Origin of the sequence: Methylomonas sp. MS20 (genome assembly GCF_050275925.1) — a bacterium.
Lineage (GTDB): Bacteria > Pseudomonadota > Gammaproteobacteria > Methylococcales > Methylomonadaceae > Methylomonas > Methylomonas koyamae_A.
The window spans coordinates 1653735-1672174 of record NZ_CP189962.1; the positions used below are offsets into that span (position 1 = coordinate 1653735).

Below are 18440 nucleotides of genomic sequence, written 5' to 3' on the forward strand. Positions count from 1 at the left end.
TGCCTGTTGTCTCAAGCGCAAAACGCCTCGATGCTGGCCAACAGGCCTTTGGCGTCGAGTCCGCACAAGCCGAGCAGTTGTTCTCTGGAGCCCTGCTCGACGAAGCGGTCGGGCAAGCCGAGGGTCAGGACCGGCATCAGTATCCGCTGCGCTTGCAGGAATTCCAGTACCGCACTACCGGCCCCGCCGGCAATGACGTTTTCCTCGACCGTGACGAACACGTCGTGGGTTTTCGCCAGTTCCAGAATCAAGCTTTCATCAAGGGGCTTGACGAAGCGCATGTTGGCGACCGTGGCACCCAGTTGCTTGCCGGCTTCGACGGCCGGGGCGACCATCGCCCCCCAGGCCAGGATGGCAATCCGGCCGCCCTGGTGGCGAATCTCGCCCTGGCCGATCTCAAGGTCGGTCAGGCGCGGATCGATCGCCGCGCCGGGCCCCTTGCCGCGCGGATAGCGCACCGAGGCCGGGCCATTGTAATGGAAGCCGGTGGTCAGCATTTGCCGGCACTCGTTCTCGTCGGCCGGGGCCATCACTAGCATGTTCGGAATGCAGCGCAGATAGCTGTAGTCGAAGGCGCCGGCATGGGTCGGGCCGTCCGGGCCGACCAGACCGGCTCGATCCAACGCAAACAACACGTCCAGATTCTGCAAGGCCACGTCGTGGATCAACTGGTCGTAGCCGCGCTGCAAAAACGTAGAATAAATTGCCACCACCGGCTTGGCGCCTTGGCAGGCCTGGCCGGCGGCCAGGGTCACCGCGTGCTGCTCGGCGATGGCCACGTCGAAATAGCGTTGCGGGTATTGCTGGGAAAACTCGACCAACCCCGAGCCTTCGCGCATGGCCGGGGTAATCCCCAGCAGCCGCTCGTCCTCGGCCGCCATGTCGCACAACCAACGGCTGAACACCTCGGTATAGGTCGGGTGCGGCGACGGCGCCGCCTTGGGCAGAAAATCCTGGGTCGGATCGAAGGCCGGCACGCCGTGGTAAGCCAAGGGGTCCTTCTCGGCCGGCGCATAGCCCTTGCCCTTCTTGGTGACCACGTGCAAAAACACCGGTCCGCGCAAATCCTTGAGCTTGTCCAGGGTCGACACCAAGATCTCCAGATCGTGGCCGTCGATCGGTCCGAAGTAATTAAAGCCCAACTCCTCGAACAAGGTGCCCGGCACGATCATGCCTTTGACATGTTCCTCGGCCTTGCGGGCCAACTCCCAAACGCTGGGCATGCTGGACAAGGCCTTCTTGCTTTCCTGACGGACCGACGAATACAGCTTGCTGGACAAAATCTTGGTCAGATAATTGTTCATCGCCCCGACCGGCGGCGAAATCGACATCTCGTTGTCGTTCAGAATCACCAACAGATTGGCATTGACGTCGCCGGCATGATTCATCGCCTCGAAGGCCATGCCGCCGGTGATCGAACCGTCGCCGATGATGGCCACCATCTTCTTATCCTCACCGCGTAGCTGCGAAGCGATGGCCATGCCCAAGGCCGCGCTGATCGAAGTCGAGGAATGGCCGACGCCGAAGGCATCGTATTCGCTCTCGGCCCGGCACGGAAAGGCCGACACCCCGCCCAGGGTACGGATCGTGGTCATTCTGTCCTTGCGGCCGGTCAGAATCTTGTGCGGATAGGCCTGATGGCCGACATCCCAAACCAATTGATCGACCGGGGTATTGAATACGTAATGCAGCGCCACGGTCAATTCCACCGTGCCCAGGCCGGCCGCGAAATGGCCGCCGGAAATGCTGACGGTATGGGTCAGAAACCGGCGCACCTCGTCGGCCAACGCCTGGAGCTGCTCGGGCGCCAGCGCGCGGACGTCGGTCGGGCTGGCGATGGTGTTCAGTAACGGGAATGTTCCGGAAAGCGTCATGTCGTGATTGGGTTTCTTCGGATTACCGATGGCGGTCGTGTTGCGGTTCGATTAATGGGTGCGCTCGATAATGTATAAAGACAGCTCGCGCAGCAGATCGGCTTCGTCACCGAAACCGGCCAAACTTTCGACGGCTTGCTCGTGCAGCTCTTGGGCTTTTTGTTTGGCGCCGGCCATGCCCAGCAACGCGGGGTAGGTCGGTTTATCATTGTTCACATCCTTACCTTGGGTTTTGCCCAAGGTGGCGGTGTCGGCCTCGATGTCGAGTATGTCGTCCTTGACCTGAAACGACAGGCCTATGCATTTAGCGTAATGATCCAGTTTTTTGGCGGTATCGGTCGCTAAATCCGGTTTGGAGAGCGCGGCCAGATTGACGCTGGCCCGAATCAGCGCCCCGGTTTTATGGATGTGCATGTTCTCCAGCTCGGGTAACGTCAGTTTACGGCCTACCGATCCCAAATCAATGGCTTGGCCGCCCACCATGCCTTGCGAACCGCTGGCGCGAGTCAACGCCGCGATCATCTTGACTCGGGCTTCCGCGCCGACCTTGATGGCGGCGTCGTTGGCCAACACGTCGAAGGCCAGCGCCTGCAAGGCGTCGCCGGCCAAAATCGCGGTGGCTTCGTCGAAGGCTTTATGGCAGGTCGGTTTGCCGCGGCGCAGGTCGTCGTCGTCCATGGCCGGCAGGTCGTCGTGAATTAGCGAATAAACGTGGATGAACTCGACCGCGCAAGCTTGGGCGTCCAAAGCGTCCTCGGCAATGCCCAATGCTTGACCGGTTGCGTAAGTTAATAGCGGGCGGGTCCGTTTGCCGCCATCCAACACGGAATAACGCATGGCTTGATGCAAAGTTTGCGGCAGAATATTTTCGCCCGGTAGTCGAACGTCCAGAGCGCGTTCCACGCGATTTTGACAGGCGGTCAGGTAGTCTTTCAGTTTACTCATCGGTGAATGGCTCCAGGGTTTGTTGGCCGTTTTTTTCTAATAGGATGTGCACTTTTTGCTCGGCGTCCTGCAAGGCTTGCTGGCAGGTGCGGGTGAGCTTGATGCCGCGCTCGAACGACTTTAACGATTCTTCCAAAGAGATGTCGCCGCGCTCCATTTGCTCGACCAATTTCTCCAGTTCTTCCATCGCTTCCTCAAATTGGGATGCGCTTTTGCGTCTCGACATATAATGCGCTGATGTGCTCGAAAAAATGACCGAGCATTATAGTATGAATTAACCGCCATTTGATGAGTAACGATGACCCAAGAATATAACGCCGCCGCGATTGAGGTGCTGAGCGGCTTGGACCCGGTGCGCAAGCGCCCCGGCATGTACACCGATACCACCCGGCCCAACCATCTGGTGCAGGAGGTGGTCGATAACAGCGTCGACGAGGCTCTAGCCGGACACGCCGACAGTATCGAAGTATCCCTATACAAAGACGGTTCGGTTAAGGTGATCGACAACGGTCGCGGCATGCCGGTCGATATTCACCCAGAGCAAGGCATGCCGGGCGTGGAGGTGATCCTGACTCAGTTACATGCCGGCGGTAAGTTTTCCAATAAGAATTACCAGTTCTCCGGCGGCTTGCACGGGGTCGGTGTTTCGGTGGTCAACGCGCTGTCCGAGAAATTGTTGGTCGAGATCAAGCGCGGCGGCGGTATCTATCAAATGGAATTCGCCGGCGGCGACAAGGTCGGCGAACTGCAGCAGACCGGTACGGTCGGCAAGAACAATACCGGCACCAGCGTACACTTTTGGCCGGACGGCAAATATTTCGATTCCAACCGAGTCTCGGTCAGCAAGTTAAAGCACGTATTGCGGGCGAAGGCGGTGTTATGTCCGGGGCTGAAAATCGTGTTGGTGTCCGAGCTCAGCGATGAACGCATCGAATGGTGTTACCAGAACGGTTTGCAAGAGTATTTGTTGGACAGGGTCGGCGACGCCGAGATCTTTCCGCAACCGCCGTTCATGGCTAAGATGGCCGCCAGCACCGAAGCGGTGGAATGGGGTATCGTCTGGACGCCCGACAGCCTGCCGGAAGCCGTTGCCGAGAGCTATGTCAATCTGGTGCCGACCGCGCAAGGCGGTACCCACGTCAACGGATTACGCGCCGGTCTGACCGAGGCGATCCGTGAGTTTCTGGATTTTCGTAATTTGCTGCCGCGCGGCGTCAAAGTCGCCCCTGAAGACGTCTGGGAAAATTGTCATTTTGTGTTGTCGGTAAAACTCGAAGACCCGCAGTTTTCCGGCCAGACCAAGGAACGCTTGAGCTCGCGCGAGTGCGTGACCTTCGTTTCCGGCGTCGCCAAGGATACTTTCAGCTTGTGGCTAAACCAGCATCCGCAGGAAGGCGAGAAAATCGCCGAGATCATTCTCGCCAGCGCCCAGAAGCGCTTGCGAGCCGGCAAGAAGATCGTCCGCAAGAAAATCACCAGCGGTCCGGCCTTGCCCGGTAAATTGGCCGATTGTTCGGGGCAGGATCTCAGTCGAACCGAACTGTTTCTGGTCGAGGGCGATTCGGCCGGCGGCTCGGCCAAACAAGCTCGCGACCGCGAGTTTCAGGCCATCATGCCGTTGCGCGGCAAGATTCTAAATACTTGGGAGGTCGATTCCGGCGAAGTGATGGCTTCTCAAGAAGTCCACGATATCGCCGTCGCCTTGGGTATAGAGCCGGACAGTAACGATTTGCAAAACCTGCGCTACGGCAAGGTCTGTATATTGGCGGACGCCGATTCCGACGGCAACCACATCGCGACCTTGATCTGCGCGCTGTTTTATCAGCATTTTAGGGCCTTGGTCGATGCCGGTCACGTATTCGTGGCGATGCCGCCGCTTTACCGGATCGACGTTGGTAAAAAGGTGTTTTATGCATTGGACGAATCCGAACGCCTGGGGGTATTGGCGCGCATCGAAGCCGAAAAATTGACCGGCAAGGTCAATATTCAGCGCTTCAAGGGCTTGGGCGAAATGAACCCGTCCCAATTGCGGGAAACCACGATGAATCCGGACACTCGCCGACTAGTACAATTGACCGTCGCGGAAAACGACAATACCCGCGAGCAGATGGATTTGCTGTTAGCCAAAAAACGTGCCAGCGACCGTAAGAGTTGGCTGGAAGACAAAGGCAATTTGGCTGACGTATAACCGCGCCCAACAGGACTGAAATCATGATAGAACTCGGCAAACTCAATACTTTAAGCATCGTCAGCCATCGCGATGATCAATGCTATCTCGATGGCGGCGAATGGGGCGAAATCGCGTTGGCCGACTCCGGCGGGGCGGCTGGTAAGCCGGTCGGCGATCGCCTAACGGTTTTCGTCTATATAGACGGCAAGAATCAAGTCGTTGCCACCTCGCAAACGCCTAAGGCGCAAGCCGGCGAAGTCGCTTGGCTGAAAGTGGTATCGCTGAGTCACGCCGGCGCGTTTTTGGATTGGGGTTTGCCCAAGGATTTGCTGTTACCGTTCAGCGAGCAAAAAGGTAAGGTGATCGAAGGGCGTTTCTGCCTGGTGCGGCTGTTTCTGGATGAAGATAATCGGATTGCGGCGTCGATGCGTCTGGACGATTTTATCCAAGATGAGGCGTTTTATTATCAGGACGGCCAGGCGGTGGAGTTGATCATCGCCGAGCATACCGAACTGGGTTTTAAGGCCGTTGTCGATCACAAATACTGGGGTGTTTTATATAAAAGCGAGGTGTTCCAGCCGTTGAAAAAAGGCCAGAAGCTGGCCGGCTTCATCAAAAAGATACGGCCGGATCGACGGTTGGATCTGATTTTAACGCAAGCTAAATACGGCGAGAAAGTCGATAGCACCTCGCAAAAAATCTTGGATATCTTGGCGGAGCGCGGCGGTTATATCGCGTTGACCGACAAAAGCGACCCGCAATTGATTTACGACACCTTTGGCGTCAGTAAGAAGGTGTTCAAGCAGGCTATCGGCGGCTTGTACAAGCAACGCCGAATAGTGCTGGAGTCGGATGGGATCAGACTGGCCTGAGGCCTAGCCAACGGGGTGACGCCGGACGGAGTTGCCCGCCCGGCAGCAAACAGAGCTGTGGGACCGGCTCTAAACAGCGCTCGCGGTGCCTTAGGCTTAGGTCGAAGGATGGGCGGTTTCTACGATGATCTTGAGTTTAGTGCCGGGTTTTATATCGGCCTTGTTTTTAGGGACATTGTTCCACTTGCGCAGCTCGGTGACGGCGACGTTAAATTTCTTGGAAATTTGCGCCAGGGTGTCGCCGGATTTAACCGTGTAGCTGATTTGCTTGAACGCCGGTGCCGCCGAAGCGACAGTAATGTCGCCGCCTTTTTTGACGGTGATTTTTTGACCAGGCTTCAGAACCGCTTTTTTCGGCAGTTTGTTCCAATTGACGATGTCGTCTCTATCCACGCCTAAATGTTGCGCGACGCTCCACAGCGTATCGCCTTTTTTGACCGTGTAGATTTGCTTGCTAGGCGCGGCTTGGGTTGGCGCCGAAGGTTGCGCGGCGGCTAGGTTGCCGGTCGGTTCGTCGCGCAAGGCTTTGTAAGAGGTCGGTATCAGCAATACCTTGCCGTCGGCGACTGTTTCGCCGTCCAGGTGATTGACTTGCATGATCTCGTCCACCGACGTGTTGTGTTTCTTGGCGATGACTTTCAAGCTTTCGCGGTGGCCCACGGTATGGTGCATCCATTTGATGCGCTCTTCGTGGGGCAATTCCGCCAGCTTTTCCTTGAAGGCCGGGGCTTTGTCGACCGGAATCAGTAAACGGTGCGGACCTTCCGGATCGGTGCTCCAGCGGTTGAACCCCGGATTCAGCTTGAAGAAATGGTCCATCGGCAATTGCGCCAGTTCGGCGGCCTTGCCCAAATCCAGTTGCGATTTGATATCGACCAGTTCGAAGTACGGTTCGTTGGGGAATTGCTGCAAACTGACGTTGTATTTCTCGGGGTTGGCGAAGATCTTGGCGATGGCCAGAAGCCGGGGCACGTAGGCGGAGGTTTCGTTGTTCAGGTCCAGCGACCAGAAGTCGGTGGGTTGGCCTCGATCGAGATTGCGATCTATCGCGTTTTTGATATTGCCTTTGCCGGCGTTATACGAGGCCAGTGCCAATAGCCAATCGTTGTTGAACCACTCGCTGAGTTCCTTCAAGAAGGTCGCGGCAGCTTGGGTGGACTCTATGACGTCGCGGCGGCCGTCGAACCAGCTGTTTTGTTTCAGGCCGTAGAGTTTGCCGGTGGGCGGAATGAATTGCCACAGGCCCGAGGCTTGGGCCGGCGACATGGCGTCGGGTCGGAATGCGCTTTCGACGGCCGGTAACAGCGCCAGCTCGCCGGGAATGTTTTTGGCTTCGAGTTCGTTCAGGATGAAGTACAGATAAGGCTCGGCACGCTGTTGTACCCTGGTCAGGTATTCCGGATTTCTCAGATACCAATTGACTTCGCGATCGATTCGGGCGTTATCGATTTCCGGTAACGCGTACAATGACAGCATCCGGTCCCAGATAGTCGAAAACTCCTTGGTTTCGCTCGGTGATTTTTCGTTACGGTTGGCTTGGCCGTTGCGGGTAAATATCGAGAACTTGCTGCCGACGGCCTGGCCCAAATGGTCTTTTTTAGTGGACTGGCTACAGCCGGACAACAGCAGTATCGGCAGAATCAAAGACAGATGACAGGCTGTTTTTTTCGAAAATGAGCAGGGCATTGTCTGTACTCGCTAAAATAAAAAAATTAGATGCTAGCATGGCTTTCCCGATTAGCCAAAAAAACATGCTCTAAAACGGTTGGGGTAAATGAAGAGAGACTTTTTGTTCGCACTGTATCAGACGCCTAGGGGCAAGCTGTTGCAAAGCATGGAGGCGAGTTATTTGAAACGCTCGATCACGGTTAGTTGCAAGCAGACGCAATTGCAGATCGGCGGATTGGGTTGGGAACGGGACTTCGTGGATTGCTCGCTCTACCAAAATTATTTAATTCTGGATGCCAAGCGTCTTGGTAGCGCCGAGGCGTTAAAGGTAACCGCCAAGGCCTACAGCTTGCCGATACAGACAGAGTCGATGGACTTGGTGATATTGCCTCATTTGCTGGAATTCGATGCCCAGCGTTTTCGAACCCTGCGGGAAGTGAATAGAGTGCTAAAACCGGGCGGTGAGTTGGTAATGCTGAATTTCAATCCGTTCAGCCCGTCGGTGCGCTTTCAATTCGTTTGGGACCGCAAACTGGCCGATTCCTGGCGCGCGCATTTCATCAGCCGCGCCCGGCTGTTGGACTGGCTGAAACTGCTGAATTTCGAAGTCTTGAACACCGTGGAATTTGGCTTGGACCGTTTTACGATCACCCACGGCCAATTTCGGACCGGTTATCCTTCGTTGCTGACGATGGCTTACGGTGTCAAGGTTGTGAAGCGTCAGTATTCGCTGATTCCGTTGGCGGCGGAATTTAAGCGCAAAGCCGGTTTGGCGACCGCCGGAGCCGGCGTCGAAAATCGATTACCGAATTACTAAAACAAATTAAATCATGAGCGAGTTAGTTGAAATCTATACCGACGGCGCTTGTCGCGGCAATCCCGGTCCGGGCGGTTGGGGGGTTTGTCTGCAATATAAAGGCAAGCAGAAACTGCTGCACGGCGGCGACCCGGAAACCACCAATAACCGGATGGAGTTGATGGCGGCGATTCAGGCCCTGGAAGCGTTGACGCACGCTTGCAACGTGCGTTTGCATACCGATTCCAAATACGTGTTGCAGGGTATTACCGAATGGATGGTCAATTGGAAGAAGCGGTCCTGGAAAACCTCGGCCAATCAAGCGGTCAAAAACGAGGATTTGTGGCGGAGGCTCGACGCGGCGATCCAACGCCATCGCATCGATTGGGTATGGGTGAAGGGCCACTCCGGCAACGACGGCAACGAGCGGGCGGACCGCTTGGCCAACCAAGGCATCGACGAACTCAAGCGCCGATGAATGCCGTCGGGCTATCGGATGCGGTGGGCTTGGTGGCCGGCGACGATGGCGGGCATACGGCCCCCGATGCGGAAGTCGTGTCCGTCGCTTGGTCGGTTTACATTGTGTTGTGCCAGGACGGCAGTTTGTATACCGGAATCAGCACCGACGTGGCGCGCCGCTTCGACGAACATCGGAGCGGGCGCGGCGCTAAGTTTTTTCGGAGTCGAATTCCGCTCGCGGTTGCCTATCGCGAAGCCGGACACGACCGCGCCTCGGCGTCTCGGCGGGAGGCCGAGATCAAGAAGCTGTCCAAGCGGCGGAAGCTGGCACTGATCGAAGCGGCGGGCGGGCGTGAAACGCTGTAAACCGCTGGGATTGGTAGCCTAGCCGATACCTGGTCCGGTTGCCGGTCGTTATTTAGGCGCCTTGTACGGCCACGGCGATTCGGATTTGTAGCCGTCGGTCAAAGTCTTCAAAAACGCCACCAAATCGTCGACTTCCTTTTTCTTCAGGTTCAATGCGCCGAGCTCGGTATGGTTGACGTTGGTATTTTCCTCGGGAGCCGGCCAACACTTTTTCGACAAAGCGGTCGCTTCCAGCGTTAACGTATTCCCGCAACGTTTTTTGATGTCGCGGTTGCTGTACAACTCAACCGCGCCTCGCAGGGTTTTGAAATAGCCGTTGTGCATATAAGGTCCGGTGACCGCGACATTGCGCAGGGTCGGCACTTTGATTTTGCCGAGTTCGGCGTTGAGGTGCAGGCGGCCGCCCAGGCCCTCGTCGATGAAGGTCGCGCCTTCCGGGTTCAATTCCGCGCTCAAGGTATAAAACAAGTTCGCCGGGTTCTTCGGCACGCCGAGGTTATCGTAACTGTGGTCCGTGAATAGCGGAGGAGTGCCGTTAGCCAGCGGACGATTGGGGTGGCAGGCCGCGCAATTGCCTTTGTTGCCGGCTTCGAAGAGTTGCAAGCCGCGTTTTTCCTGAGCGGTGAATTTGGCTTTGCCGAATAAGTAAAAGTCGTATTTGGACGTAAAGCGGTTGAATACCGGACTGCGCTCGAACTCGGCAATCGCGTTGGCGATCCTGTCGTAGGCGAGGTCGACGTCGTCCAGCGCGCCGTTGCCGTAAACGGAGTCGAACATCGCGGCATACGCGGCGGAGCGGACCTTGGACACGACCGTCGCGCTATCGGGGTTGGCCATTTCCACGGGGTTTAAAAACGGCCCTTTGGCTTGGTCTTCCAGCGTCGCGGCTCGGCCGTCCAGGAATTGGCCGCCGAGGTAAAGACCCGAGGCGCGGTCGTAATAAAACGCTGGGGCGTAACCGGAATACATCGCGGTCGGCGTGTTCCGGTTGCCCTGCAAATTGCTCAGTATGCCTTGCGATGTCGGCGAGTTTTTGTCCGGGTCGGTAAAGGCGAACGCCGGATCGTGGCAGGTAGCGCAGGCCTGGCCGGCCGGTTCGGATAGATTGGTGTCGAAAAATAACTGTTGGCCCAGTTGCGCCTTGGTACTGAGATTGCCGGCACCGGGCAGAACCGGAACGTCGGCCCCGGCAGTCGCGGCGAAGCAAGCGGCGGCGAGGGTAGTAAGCAGCGAAAATAATTTCATGATCGTATCTCGTGGGGACCGTTTCGCGCGAGGCGAGCGCACCCGAGGCGGCGGATATTGGTCAGGTCGCCGCCTCGTCGCCGTGGTTATTATTAGCTGTGGTTATTATTAATAGATAAAGCCGAAGCCTAGATTGAACTCGTCCCCGAACGGTACGCCGGCCGGGACCAGTTTTCGATCGCGGATGTTGCGGTAGTCGGCCTTGATGACGATATTGTCTATCGGTTTGTAGCTGAGGCCGGCTTGATAAATCCAACGATCGAGGCCGCTGCCTTTCTCGAAACCGCTAGCGACGGCGGCGACGGTGTCGTAACGCTCGACCCGGACGAATGGTGCGAGGTATTGGCTGCTTTCCTTCCAGACGAACGGCATGATGTCGTGAGCGGCTTCGAGGTACCAGCCGAAACTTTCCTTACCGATTGGGCCGTCGCCAGCGATGATCGGATTTAAGAATTCGGTGTTCTCGATACGGCTCCACGCCCCCAAGGCGCGCAGTTCCAGGCCGCGGTATTTGTATTGCAGATGGCCTTCGTAGAGTTGGGTGTAAAAATCCACGCCCTTGCCGTCGAAGTCGACCAAATTCTTTTGACTGCTGTTGCCTTGAAACGTCGATGCACCCACCATCAAGCCCGGCACAAAATTCGGCGAATAGTCCAGGCGGGCGGTGAAGGCAAAATCCTCGGCCTGGGCGTTGCTGCCGCCGCCTCTACCTTCCTTGATACCGATATTGGAGAAATTCGCGGCATTCAGGCCGTTGACGGCGTAGGCCCGATATTCCAGGCCCGGCAAGATCTCGCCGAACAGGCCGGCGCCCATTTCTCGCCAAGTGGACGGGATGATGTAGCGCTCGACGTCCGGGCGGTGATTGCCATGGTAGGTGGTCGGTTCGTGCATTTCGTTGATAAAGCCCATCGGCATCAACATCAATCCGGCACGGACGTTGTATTTGGGATTGAGCAGGAAATCGAGTTGCGAGAACTCGACGGAAATTTCGCCTTTTTCCTCGGAGCCCTCGCCGGTCGAGGCGTGTTCGAATTCGAATTCGTTGTTCAGCACGATCCAGTCGTTGAATTTGTAACCCAGGTAAATGACGGCGCGTTCCAGGTCGGCGGTGTCTTTATTAGTGGCACTGTCGCCGCGCGGATCGGCGTAATTGGTGTACATTGCTTCGCCGTAACCGCCGATTGAAATACCCCGATTGACGCGGTAGACATTGGATGCGGCCGGACCTAGACCGTATTGGCTCTTATATTCGCGAGACTCGGGTATGAACAATTGGGTTTTCAGGCGTTCGACTTCGGTTGCCAGCACATCGGTTTTGCGTTCCAGCTCGCCGTTTTGTCCGGTCTTTCCGTTAACTACCGGGGTGGATTGCGCCACTGCTTGGGTCGACTTTTGTTGTTCCTTCAATGTATTGACTTCCTGTTGCAAGGCCTCGTTTTGGGCGGTTTTGGCCTTCAGCGCTTCGATTTCCTGTTGTTGTTGCTGAACGATTTTCCACATCTCCTCCATCGTATTCGGCATCGGTGGCGCTGCGTGTGCCGTGCCCAGCGCCAAGCTAATAGCGCCCGCCAGGCAAACGGTTGGTTTGAATGGTTTGCTAATAATCATCGGATAACCCCTTGATAGGATGTTGAACAATAAGGTGAGTTTTTCAAATAATAAATGCCAAGCATTCTCATTTGCAAGAAATATTGCTAGGCCATCTGTGGTATTTCACGAACGACAGGGACTATCCGAGCGGGAAACGAGGCGAAAAAGATGCGGTACGCAGAACGAAGTGGCCGATAATGGAGGAAGTGGTATCGGGAAAGGTTTGGCAAATCGGTTGGCTGTCTCTATCATAGCCACCCTTTATTTGCGGGAACGGTAGTGAATATTTTTAGCCTGATCAGATTATCAATAGCGTTGATTGCCCTGTTGACTGCCGCAAGTTCGGCGCTGGCGACGGTGTATTACAGCAAGGCGGAAGCGCTGAAACTGGCCTTTGCGGAGGACGTCAGCGTCGAAGTGCTATCGCTGTTTCCGACGCCGGAGCAGGTTTTGGAAATCGAACGACTAGCTAAGGTCAAGCTCGATTCCAGCCTGATTAGTCTGCATGTCGGCAAAAAGCAGGGCCAGATTGTCGGATATGCGTTGATCGAGTCGCACACTGTCAGAACGCAGCCCGAAACCCTGCTACTGGTTTTGAACCCCGATGGGCGTCTACGCAACGTGTATACTTTGGCTTTTCATGAGCCTACCGAATATCAGCCGCCGGAACGTTGGTTTACGCTATTAACTAATCGCGGCCTGGAGGATTTGAGCTTCGACAAAGAAGTTCAGGCCGTGGCCGGCGCCACCTTGAGCTCGCGGGCGGCGTTAAACAGCGCCAGAAAACTGGTTGCCATCTTCGAAGTCCTGTTGAAACCAGCAAAACCCTAATGCGATTTTTTGTGACCGGCGAACAAAACCGCCAATTGTTGATCAATTCCTTGATCCTGATGTTTTTGGTCTACGTGGCGCTGTTATGGGTCAGTAACGGCTTGATGTATTTTCATAAGATGAGTTTAACCGTCGAGTCGGTGGTCGCTTTCTATCTCGGTTCGGAAGAAGCCTTCACTCAGCCCAGAAGCTATCAAAGTTTGCTCGAAGTTACCCACTTTCATCTGTTTGCGATGGGCATGCTGGTGTTGACTTTAACGCATTTGATGCTGATGACCTCGTTGCCGACTCTGTTGAAAGTGTGGTTAAGCGGCATCATATACGCGGCGGCATTGGCCGACGAAGCGGCCGGTTGGCTGGTCAGGTTTGTTGACCCCCGTTTTGCGTATTTCAAGATTGCCGCGTTTCTGACCCTAGAAGCCTCGTTGCTGGCCTTGATCGTCATCGTATCGATTTCGTTGATCCAGTCCCGGCAGCGTATTCAGTAACGCGGAACGAATCCGGCCGGCAATCCACGCGCATTCTAAATTTCATTAACAGTGGGTAACTATGAACAAGCATTTACAATTGGTTAAGGAATTTCATCGTCAATTCGGCATTGCTCAACCCGATGACGGCGATTTAGCACATCTGTCGGACATGGATATCGTCATGCGTCAGGCGCTGTTGTTGGATTGTGCCAGTTACACCTTCAAAGCGGTCGCTGGCGGCGATTTGTTGAAAATACTGGCGGGTTTGGTCGATTTGGCGTTCAACGCCTTGGCGGCGATTGCGTGTCGCGGCGACGAGGTGGTCACGGTGTCAGTGAACTGGCGCCAGGACGGCTCGGTATTGTCGTTGATACGAGCCTTATCCGATAAAGTCCACCAGTGCGTCTCCGGTGAAACCGTGCACTACTCGGCCTTGTATGCGTTATGCGGGCATTTGGCGCAACGCTTCGTGAATGCCGATTTCGATCAGGCGTTTCAGTTGGTCCACGGTCATCTGATGGCCGGCCTGGACGATAGCCAACCGATCGATCTGAGTCCGGCATTGTTCGAATAAGGTAGAAGAGGGCCGCGATGCGCTATACATTGGGATTTGTCGGCATCGGCTTGATGGGTAGGCCGATGACCTTGCGCTTGCTGGATGCGGGGTTTACCGTGCGCGTCTGGAATCGCAGCCCGGAAAAGCTGAGCGACGTTGCCGCCGCCGGTGCGGCCGTGTGTGCCAGCGTTGCTGAGTTGGTCGCCAATTCCGATGTGATCTTGCTGTGTCTGGCCGATAGTGCCGCCGTGGAAAGCGTCGTGGCCCAAGGCGTCATCGCCGCCGGCAACGCCCAGAAATTGTTGATCGACCTGTCCAGCATTCATCCGGATGTTACCCGGCGCTTGGCCGCCGCGGTCAAGGCCGGTTGCGGCATGCGTTGGGTGGATGCGCCGGTGTCCGGCGGTACGGTCGGTGCCGAGGAGGGCAGTCTGGCGATCATGGCGGGCGGCGAAGCGGACGATATCGATGTTGCCCGGCAGGTGTTGCGACCACTTTACAGTCGCTTAACCCACATGGGGCCGGTCGGCAGCGGTCAGATTACCAAAATCTGTAATCAGATGATCGTCAGTTGCAACGTGCTGGTCATCGCCGAAATGATGGCGCTGGCTCGGGCGGCCGGGGTCGACGCCGAGCGGATTCCGCAAGCGCTGGCCGGCGGCTTCGCCGATTCCAAGCCGCTGCAAATTGTCGGTCCGGAAATGGCGGAGGGTCGTTTCGAGCCGGTGAAATGGCGGGTAGGCACGCTATTGAAAGACCTGACGATGGCGGCGGATGTTGCCGGTCAAGCGGGTTCTGCGGTACCAATGTCCGGTCTGGCCGCGCAACTGCTGCGGCTCCACGCCGGTCGCGGCTTTCTGAATCAAGATCCGGCGACCTTGATCAAACTTTACCGCGAGACTTGATAGGCGATGTTGCGTTTTTCGGCCAATCTCAGTTTGTTGTTCGACGAATACCCACTGCTCGAACGGTTCCAGGCCGCGCGCCGCGCCGGTTTCGACGCTGTCGAAATCCAGTTTCCCTACGATTTGCCGGCCGAAGCGATCGCCGACCAATTGCAGTATCATGATTTGCGCCTGGTGCTGTTCAATGTCGACGCGGCCACTTTGTTGCAGGGCGGCGAAGGCCTCGCGGCTGTACCGGAGCGCGTCGCCGAGTTTCGGCGAGCGGTGGCGCAAGCCTGCCGCTATGCCCAAGTGTTGCGACCGGCGTTCGTCAACGTGTTGCCGGGTCGATGCTTGACGGCCGAGTATCGCCCGGCGTATTCGCAAACCTTGCTCGAAAATTTGCATTTCGCGGCTGATCAGTTCGCCGAATTGGGCATCGAGACAGTGTTCGAGGCGATCAACACCTTCGACATGCCGGGGTTTTTGGTCGATAGCGGTCGGCAAATGTTGGACATCCTCGATCAAATCGGTCATCCGCATTTAAAAATGCAGTGCGACATTTATCACATGACCCGGATGGGCGAGGATTGCGCGGCGTTTATCGCGGAACATGCCGAGCGAATCGGCCACATTCAGTTTGCCGACGTGCCGGGGCGGGGCGAGCCGGGGAGCGGGGCGGTCGATTTTTCCGCCATGTTCGGCGCGATCGCCGGATCGGCCTATCGCGGTTGGCTCGGCGCCGAATACCGTCCGTCCGGCGCCACGGTCGACAGTTTAGCTTGGCTGCCGGCATCGACGGTATAATCGACGGGATTTTCAATCCGGGGTAGGGCCATGACCGCACACAATTTTACGTTACATCATGCCAGTCTGTTGGTGTCCGATACCGAACAGTCTTTAAGGTTTTACCGCGACATATTGGGCATGCCTCAGACCGAGCGTCCGGATTTGCCGTTTCCGGGCGCTTGGCTGCAGATTGGCGCCCAGCAAATTCACTTGCTGGAGCTACCCAATCCTGATCCCACCAGTGGACGCGCGGCGCATGGCGGCCGAGATCGGCATGTGGCGATGCATGTCGATTCCATCGATGCCCTCAGGGAAAGTTTGGAGCAGGGCGGTATAGAATTCACACTGAGTATCTCTGGGCGTAAAGCCTTGTTTTGCCGGGACCGGGACGGCAACGCCCTGGAGTTTATCGAGCGTCCGTAACGATGTCCGGACGTTTGGTTTGGGCGGCGTTGCTGCTCGGTAGTTTAGCCATGCTGTTATTGTTGGCCGGGTTTTTGGCGATGCAAGCGGGCTTGGCGTTGCTAACCGGTTTGCTTTATCTGCTGGGCGCTAAAATTTTACTGGTGGCCTTGGCCTTATGGGGCGGCCTAGGGCTATTCGGTTTGATTAGAGAGGTCAGTCGCGATCTGCGGGCATTTTGCAGCGAAACCGCGGCGGCTTTGCGGCGCGTCGCCGCGCTGGAACTGGCCAGGCGCGCAGCCGCGACTCGCCGGGCTTTGGAGTTCAAGCAGTTGCAATATCGGGCGGCCATGCGGCGCCGGCGCATCCTGGCGGCCGATGATCGCAAGCAGTTGCGGGAGTTGTCGGCGGCTGTCGAGTCGGAATTGTTGGCGGGCAAGGCTCTGTTGCCGGCCAAGCGTTTCAAAACGCTTAGGCGCGAATTGAAACATTGTCTGCGCAGCGGCGACGTCGCGGGCATCCTTGCGGTCCGCGAGCAAGTCTGATGGCGGCGATCGGGCGCTGGCTGAGCGCGGCGCTTTCATTTTGGCGGCGGGCTAGCGACGATCAGCTTGATTGGCGTTTGGCGCGCCAAGACTTGGCCGCCGAATTGCGCCGAAATCAAGCCGTCGCGGAGCAGGCGCTAGCCGCCCAGCTGCGCAAACAGGCTCAGCAATTGGCCCACGAGTTGGCAGTGAACAAAGCGCGCAACGCCAACGAACTGGCGATGGTCAAGGTTCAATGCCAGCAGGATTTAAAGGACTACCGGCAATATCTGGAATCGTTGGACAAATTGAAAAACTCGCTACGCGCCAGTTACGCGCATTTGCCGGAGGCCGTGGCATTTACGATACATCACCACGCCAAGCAGTTGCTGAACAGGATGTGGGACAGTGATGAACCTGACGAAAAATTGCGGATGGAGATGGCCTTGTTGCAATTCATGGCGGCGGTGCACGAGGACAGCCGCGCCGCGTTGCAGCAGGAGACCAGCACCGCCGGCATGCCGCAACGCGCGTTGGCGTTTATCGATGCGGATCGCGAAGGTAAGCCGCTGTCGGATTGATGCCTTCGACGGGTGGTGCGCTCAGATCGGTTGGAAATATTCCTCGATATCCTTGACGTGCTTCTTGTTCAACGCAAACATCACCACATGATCGCCTTCCGCGAACACGGTGTCGTGATGTACCGGAATCACTTCCTTCTCGCGAATCAGCGCGCCCAGAATCACGCCGTCGGGCAGATTGACCTGATCGACCCGTAGACCGACCACCGAAGAGGCGTTTTTGCTGCGATGGGCGATCGCTTCGATGGCCTCGGCGCTGCCTCCGCAAACCGAGCTGACGCCGACCACGTCGCCTTTGCGAACGTGTTTCAAGATGCCGCCTAGGGTTTCCAGCTTGGGTTGTATCGCCAAATCGATGTCGCTGCCGTCCAGCAATTTCAGGTAGGAGTTATTGTTGACCAAGCAGATGGCTTTCTTGGCGCCGAGCTTTTTCGCCAGCCCCGCCGAAATCAGGTTGATGCCGTCGTTATTGGTGATGGCGCAGAACAGATCGGTATCCTCGATCATTTCTTCCAGCAGCAGCGATTCGTCGGTGCAGTCGCCGTGCAAAATCATCGTGTTGCGCAAATCGTTGGCGATGTCCTTGGCGCGCTCGATGTTGTGTTCGATCACCTTGACGTGATAGTTGTTTTCCAGCGCTAACGCCAGACGTTTGCCGATGTGGCCGCCGCCGGCCAGCATGATGGATTTGATCGGCGATTCCAGTTTGTGTAAATCGATCAGGGTCTTACGGACCTTGTCGCGCGGGCAGACGAAAAACACCTCGTCGCCGGTGGCGATGACCGCTTCGCCGTTGACCGGAATCGCCTTGCCGTCGCGAAAGATCGCGGCAACGCGGATCATACCGTCGGCCAGTTTTTCCTTGACCGCCTGGATGCGTTTGCCGGTCAAAAAGCCGGTGGCGACTACCTTGATCGAAAACAACCGCACCAAACCGTCGGCGAATTCGGAGACGTGCAGCGCGCCCGGAAATTTGATCAGGTTGCGAATGGCTTCGGTGACCACTTGTTCCGGACTGATGACGATATCGATAGGAATACCGTTAGGTTGGAACAGTTCGGGGTGGGTCAGAAAATCGATGGCCCTTACCCTGGCGATGGTTTTCGGCTTGCTGTACAGCGTATTGATAACCTGGCAGGCCAGCATATTGGTTTCGTCGCGGTCGGTCACCGCGATGACCATGTCGGCGTCGCGAATCCCGGATTGCTCCAAAACGCTGGGATGCGTGGCGTTGCCTTCGACAGTGGCGATGTCCAGGCGCGCTTTAAGGGCCGTCAGCAAGTGCGATTTTTGATCGATGACCACGATGTCGTTTTCTTCGCTGGCGAGAGCGCCGGCTACCGATGAGCCGGTGACGCCGGCGCCGAGTATCACAATTTTCATACGGAGGAGGCGTGCCGGAAAATGGGTGGCGA

At 56.7% G+C, this 18440-nt stretch carries 20 protein-coding genes; 13 read left to right on the top strand and 7 right to left on the bottom strand.

All coding sequences use genetic code 11. From position 1 onward, the window contains the following. Positions 1-11: 11 nt before the first annotated feature. Genes dxs through ACQE3D_RS07210 form a run of 3 tightly spaced genes read right to left on the bottom strand, consistent with a single transcriptional unit; the run spans position 12 to position 3045 of the window. Complete coding sequence (gene dxs, locus ACQE3D_RS07200) at positions 12-1874, bottom strand: 1-deoxy-D-xylulose-5-phosphate synthase (protein ID WP_313728555.1); 1863 nt, start codon at positions 1872-1874, stop codon at positions 12-14. 51 nt (positions 1875-1925) lie between these two features. Continuing rightward, positions 1926-2819, bottom strand: coding sequence for a (2E,6E)-farnesyl diphosphate synthase (ispA, locus tag ACQE3D_RS07205; protein WP_313728554.1), 894 nt, complete (start codon positions 2817-2819; stop codon positions 1926-1928). Beyond that, entirely contained in the window at positions 2812-3045 is a 234-nt protein-coding gene (locus ACQE3D_RS07210) for an exodeoxyribonuclease VII small subunit (RefSeq protein ID WP_064031835.1), read from the bottom strand. Before ACQE3D_RS07210 ends, ispA begins: the two co-directional genes overlap by 8 nt. A gap of 72 nt (positions 3046-3117) precedes the next feature. Between ACQE3D_RS07210 and parE the strand changes: the two genes are divergently transcribed. Further along, the gene (gene parE, locus ACQE3D_RS07215; protein WP_071157085.1) at positions 3118-5007 is read left to right on the top strand and encodes a DNA topoisomerase IV subunit B; all 1890 of its coding nucleotides are present in this window, start codon (positions 3118-3120) and stop codon (positions 5005-5007) included. 23 nt (positions 5008-5030) lie between these two features. Continuing rightward, positions 5031-5861, top strand: a complete 831-nt coding sequence (locus ACQE3D_RS07220; protein WP_064031833.1) for a CvfB family protein — start codon at positions 5031-5033, stop codon at positions 5859-5861. A 96-nt stretch (positions 5862-5957) separates the two neighbouring features. Here ACQE3D_RS07220 and ACQE3D_RS07225 read toward each other — a convergent pair whose 3' ends face one another. Next, positions 5958-7547 (bottom strand): LysM peptidoglycan-binding domain-containing protein, encoded by a 1590-nt coding sequence (locus ACQE3D_RS07225; RefSeq protein ID WP_426994359.1) that lies wholly within the window; start codon positions 7545-7547, stop codon positions 5958-5960. Positions 7548-7635: 88 nt separating this feature from the next. On the opposite strand from ACQE3D_RS07225, the gene ACQE3D_RS07230 reads away from it, so the two are divergent. The 3 genes from ACQE3D_RS07230 to ACQE3D_RS07240 are packed head-to-tail and all read left to right on the top strand — an operon-like array spanning position 7636 to position 9150. Further along, positions 7636-8346, top strand: a complete 711-nt coding sequence (locus ACQE3D_RS07230) for a class I SAM-dependent methyltransferase (RefSeq protein ID WP_071157091.1) — start codon at positions 7636-7638, stop codon at positions 8344-8346. A gap of 13 nt (positions 8347-8359) precedes the next feature. Beyond that, positions 8360-8803 (top strand): ribonuclease HI, encoded by a 444-nt coding sequence (gene rnhA / locus ACQE3D_RS07235; RefSeq protein WP_281022716.1) that lies wholly within the window; start codon positions 8360-8362, stop codon positions 8801-8803. Next, the gene (locus tag ACQE3D_RS07240) at positions 8800-9150 is read left to right on the top strand and encodes a GIY-YIG nuclease family protein (protein ID WP_427551434.1); all 351 of its coding nucleotides are present in this window, start codon (positions 8800-8802) and stop codon (positions 9148-9150) included. Before rnhA ends, ACQE3D_RS07240 begins: the two co-directional genes overlap by 4 nt. Before the next feature lie 48 nt (positions 9151-9198). Here the strand turns inward: ACQE3D_RS07240 and ACQE3D_RS07245 are convergent, their stop codons facing one another. Beyond that, the gene (locus tag ACQE3D_RS07245) at positions 9199-10395 is read right to left on the bottom strand and encodes a cytochrome-c peroxidase (protein WP_427551435.1); all 1197 of its coding nucleotides are present in this window, start codon (positions 10393-10395) and stop codon (positions 9199-9201) included. 108 nt (positions 10396-10503) lie between these two features. Continuing rightward, the gene (locus tag ACQE3D_RS07250) at positions 10504-12006 is read right to left on the bottom strand and encodes a hypothetical protein (protein ID WP_071157095.1); all 1503 of its coding nucleotides are present in this window, start codon (positions 12004-12006) and stop codon (positions 10504-10506) included. A 261-nt stretch (positions 12007-12267) separates the two neighbouring features. Here ACQE3D_RS07250 and ACQE3D_RS07255 point away from each other — a divergent pair, with 261 nt between their 5' ends. The 8 genes from ACQE3D_RS07255 to ACQE3D_RS07290 all read left to right on the top strand — a co-directional run bounded on the left by ACQE3D_RS07255 (position 12268) and on the right by ACQE3D_RS07290 (position 17025). Then, a complete protein-coding gene (locus ACQE3D_RS07255) occupies positions 12268-12819 on the top strand; it encodes an FMN-binding protein (RefSeq protein ID WP_175463667.1) in 552 nt (183 codons plus the stop codon). Then, positions 12819-13307 carry a hypothetical protein gene (locus tag ACQE3D_RS07260; protein ID WP_071157097.1) on the top strand — a complete coding sequence of 163 codons (489 nt, stop codon included), beginning with the start codon at positions 12819-12821 and terminating at the stop codon, positions 13305-13307. Before ACQE3D_RS07255 ends, ACQE3D_RS07260 begins: the two co-directional genes overlap by 1 nt. A gap of 61 nt (positions 13308-13368) precedes the next feature. Continuing rightward, complete coding sequence (locus ACQE3D_RS07265; RefSeq protein ID WP_427551436.1) at positions 13369-13863, top strand: nucleoside triphosphate pyrophosphohydrolase family protein; 495 nt, start codon at positions 13369-13371, stop codon at positions 13861-13863. A 17-nt stretch (positions 13864-13880) separates the two neighbouring features. After that, positions 13881-14750 carry an NAD(P)-dependent oxidoreductase gene (locus ACQE3D_RS07270; RefSeq protein WP_071157101.1) on the top strand — a complete coding sequence of 290 codons (870 nt, stop codon included), beginning with the start codon at positions 13881-13883 and terminating at the stop codon, positions 14748-14750. 6 nt (positions 14751-14756) lie between these two features. Next, the gene (locus tag ACQE3D_RS07275) at positions 14757-15536 is read left to right on the top strand and encodes a hydroxypyruvate isomerase family protein (RefSeq protein ID WP_427551437.1); all 780 of its coding nucleotides are present in this window, start codon (positions 14757-14759) and stop codon (positions 15534-15536) included. Between the two features lie 30 nt (positions 15537-15566). Then, a complete protein-coding gene (locus ACQE3D_RS07280; protein WP_427551438.1) occupies positions 15567-15941 on the top strand; it encodes a VOC family protein in 375 nt (124 codons plus the stop codon). A 2-nt stretch (positions 15942-15943) separates the two neighbouring features. Next, complete coding sequence (locus ACQE3D_RS07285; protein WP_071157107.1) at positions 15944-16465, top strand: hypothetical protein; 522 nt, start codon at positions 15944-15946, stop codon at positions 16463-16465. Beyond that, complete coding sequence (locus ACQE3D_RS07290) at positions 16465-17025, top strand: hypothetical protein (RefSeq protein WP_427551439.1); 561 nt, start codon at positions 16465-16467, stop codon at positions 17023-17025. The genes ACQE3D_RS07285 and ACQE3D_RS07290 overlap by 1 nt, the downstream gene beginning before the upstream one ends. Before the next feature lie 21 nt (positions 17026-17046). Here the strand turns inward: ACQE3D_RS07290 and trkA are convergent, their stop codons facing one another. Next, entirely contained in the window at positions 17047-18408 is a 1362-nt protein-coding gene (gene trkA, locus ACQE3D_RS07295; protein WP_064031820.1) for a Trk system potassium transporter TrkA, read from the bottom strand. Positions 18409-18440 lie beyond the last annotated feature (32 nt).

Bases quoted from the DNA above. Each gene is read 5' to 3' on its own strand.
- dxs (WP_313728555.1), bottom strand. From the start codon at position 1,874: ATGACGCTTTCCGGAACATTCCCGTTACTGAACACCATCGCCAGCCCG.
- ispA (WP_313728554.1), bottom strand. From the start codon at position 2,819: ATGAGTAAACTGAAAGACTACCTGACCGCCTGTCAAAATCGCGTGGAA.
- ACQE3D_RS07210 (WP_064031835.1), bottom strand. From the start codon at position 3,045: ATGTCGAGACGCAAAAGCGCATCCCAATTTGAGGAAGCGATGGAAGAA.
- parE (WP_071157085.1), top strand. From the start codon at position 3,118: ATGACCCAAGAATATAACGCCGCCGCGATTGAGGTGCTGAGCGGCTTG.
- ACQE3D_RS07220 (WP_064031833.1), top strand. From the start codon at position 5,031: ATGATAGAACTCGGCAAACTCAATACTTTAAGCATCGTCAGCCATCGC.
- ACQE3D_RS07225 (WP_426994359.1), bottom strand. From the start codon at position 7,547: ATGCCCTGCTCATTTTCGAAAAAAACAGCCTGTCATCTGTCTTTGATT.
- ACQE3D_RS07230 (WP_071157091.1), top strand. From the start codon at position 7,636: ATGAAGAGAGACTTTTTGTTCGCACTGTATCAGACGCCTAGGGGCAAG.
- rnhA (WP_281022716.1), top strand. From the start codon at position 8,360: ATGAGCGAGTTAGTTGAAATCTATACCGACGGCGCTTGTCGCGGCAAT.
- ACQE3D_RS07240 (WP_427551434.1), top strand. From the start codon at position 8,800: ATGAATGCCGTCGGGCTATCGGATGCGGTGGGCTTGGTGGCCGGCGAC.
- ACQE3D_RS07245 (WP_427551435.1), bottom strand. From the start codon at position 10,395: ATGAAATTATTTTCGCTGCTTACTACCCTCGCCGCCGCTTGCTTCGCC.
- ACQE3D_RS07250 (WP_071157095.1), bottom strand. From the start codon at position 12,006: ATGATTATTAGCAAACCATTCAAACCAACCGTTTGCCTGGCGGGCGCT.
- ACQE3D_RS07260 (WP_071157097.1), top strand. From the start codon at position 12,819: ATGCGATTTTTTGTGACCGGCGAACAAAACCGCCAATTGTTGATCAAT.
- ACQE3D_RS07265 (WP_427551436.1), top strand. From the start codon at position 13,369: ATGAACAAGCATTTACAATTGGTTAAGGAATTTCATCGTCAATTCGGC.
- ACQE3D_RS07270 (WP_071157101.1), top strand. From the start codon at position 13,881: ATGCGCTATACATTGGGATTTGTCGGCATCGGCTTGATGGGTAGGCCG.
- ACQE3D_RS07275 (WP_427551437.1), top strand. From the start codon at position 14,757: ATGTTGCGTTTTTCGGCCAATCTCAGTTTGTTGTTCGACGAATACCCA.
- ACQE3D_RS07280 (WP_427551438.1), top strand. From the start codon at position 15,567: ATGACCGCACACAATTTTACGTTACATCATGCCAGTCTGTTGGTGTCC.
- ACQE3D_RS07285 (WP_071157107.1), top strand. From the start codon at position 15,944: ATGTCCGGACGTTTGGTTTGGGCGGCGTTGCTGCTCGGTAGTTTAGCC.
- ACQE3D_RS07290 (WP_427551439.1), top strand. From the start codon at position 16,465: ATGGCGGCGATCGGGCGCTGGCTGAGCGCGGCGCTTTCATTTTGGCGG.
- trkA (WP_064031820.1), bottom strand. From the start codon at position 18,408: ATGAAAATTGTGATACTCGGCGCCGGCGTCACCGGCTCATCGGTAGCC.